Here is a 1,640-nt window from a genome sequence, read left to right as displayed (position 1 = left end):
GTCGCCGATCTGCTGGGACGCGTGCGCCAGACCGTCCTGGCGGCGCAGGATCATCAGGACCTGCCCTTCGAGCAGGTGGTGGAGATCGTCCAGCCATCGCGGCAACTGGCCTACACCCCACTGTTCCAGGTCATGTTTAACTGGCTGAACAATGAGGAGCCAGTGCTCGAACTGCCGGGATTGCAGATCCAGGCGGCAGGCGGGCCGTTGAGCGCGGTCAAGTTCGACCTGGATCTCATTCTTTCCGAGTCGGCCGACGGAATTGTCGGGCGCTTCAGCTATGCCACGGCGCTGTTCGATGCTACGACCATCGAACGTCACCGCGGCTACCTGTTGCGACTGCTGGAAGCCATGGTAGCGGACGCGAACCAGCCGGTGGCGCGTATCGATCTGCTGCCTCCCGCTGAACGCGAGCTGCTGCTGCACACCTGGAACCGCACCGCGGCACCCTACCCGACCGACTGCTGTGTCCATCAACTGTTTGAGGAACAGGCCGCCAAGACGCCCCATGCTGTGGCGGTGGTGTTCGACGGGCAGAGCTTGAGCTATGCCGAACTCAATACCCAGGCTAACCGGCTCGCGCATTATTTGATTGCGCAAGGGATCAAGCCCAAAGACCATGTGGCAACCGTACTGGAGCGCGGGGCAGCGATCATCATCGCGCAAATCGCCATCCTCAAAGCGGGCGCGGCGTACGTGCCGATCGATCCGCAGATTCCCGCTGTCAGGAAATCATGGGTAGTCACCGACTGCGAAGCACGTCTGGTGTTGATACAGGACGAAACGAGCGAAGGGCTGATCACCGATGTGCCGGTGGTGGCTATCACAGTGGTTCTCGCTTGTAAGCTCCCCGAAGCCAATCCTCCGATCATGCAGGGCGCGCGCGAATCCGCTTATTTGATGTACACCTCCGGATCGACAGGCAAACCCAAGGGCGTGGTCATATCGCATCACTCGGTAATCAATCTGGTTCTGAACAAGGCATATGCTCAGCTGGACGCGAATGACCGGATCGCATTTGCGTCGAATCCGTCCTTCGATTCATCGACATTTGAAGTTTGGGCACCGTTGCTTCGCGGGGCAAGCATCGTGGTGGTTCGGGAGCCGGTGCTGCTCGATCCGGAGGCGCTCACGAATCTTCTGCGCATGGAACGAGTGACGGTACTCATCCTGGTTGCGGGATTGCTGCGCGCGTATGCGGAAACCATCGCCACCCGGTTTCCAAGACTTCGCTATTTGATCACGGGCGGAGATGTTGCCGACGTACCTTCATTGCGCCGAATTCTGAGCGCGCAACCACCCGAGCATCTAATACAGACCTACGGGCCCACGGAGACTACGCAGTTCGTCACCGCTTTGGACGTCAGGACGATTGAGAATCAGCAAATACGCATTCCGATTGGCCGTCCGATTGCCAATGCTCGCATTTACCTGTTGGATGAGCATGGGGCACCGGTGCTGCGGGGTGCTGCGGGTGAGTTGTACATCGGTGGCGCGGGTGTCGCTCGCGGCTACTGGAACCGTCCCGAGCTGACCGCCGAGCGCTTTCTGACCGATCCGTTTGCCACGGAGCCCGGTGCACGCATGTACCGCAGCGGCGATCTGGCGCGTTACCTGCCGGACGGTCAGATTGAATTCCT

At 59.9% G+C, this 1,640-nt stretch carries 1 protein-coding gene; it reads left to right on the top strand.

Annotated elements, in window-relative coordinates:
• The coding region (locus tag ISP18_RS00095) for a non-ribosomal peptide synthetase (RefSeq protein WP_404559222.1) at nucleotides 1–1,640 on the top strand (1,640 nt) is incomplete at both ends.

It is taken from the genome of Dyella humi, from assembly GCF_044904605.1.
Classification (GTDB): Bacteria; Pseudomonadota; Gammaproteobacteria; order Xanthomonadales; family Rhodanobacteraceae; genus Dyella_B; species Dyella_B humi.
The sequence above is the reverse complement of the archived record's forward strand: the minus strand, read 5'-3'. Positions and strand labels throughout refer to the sequence as shown.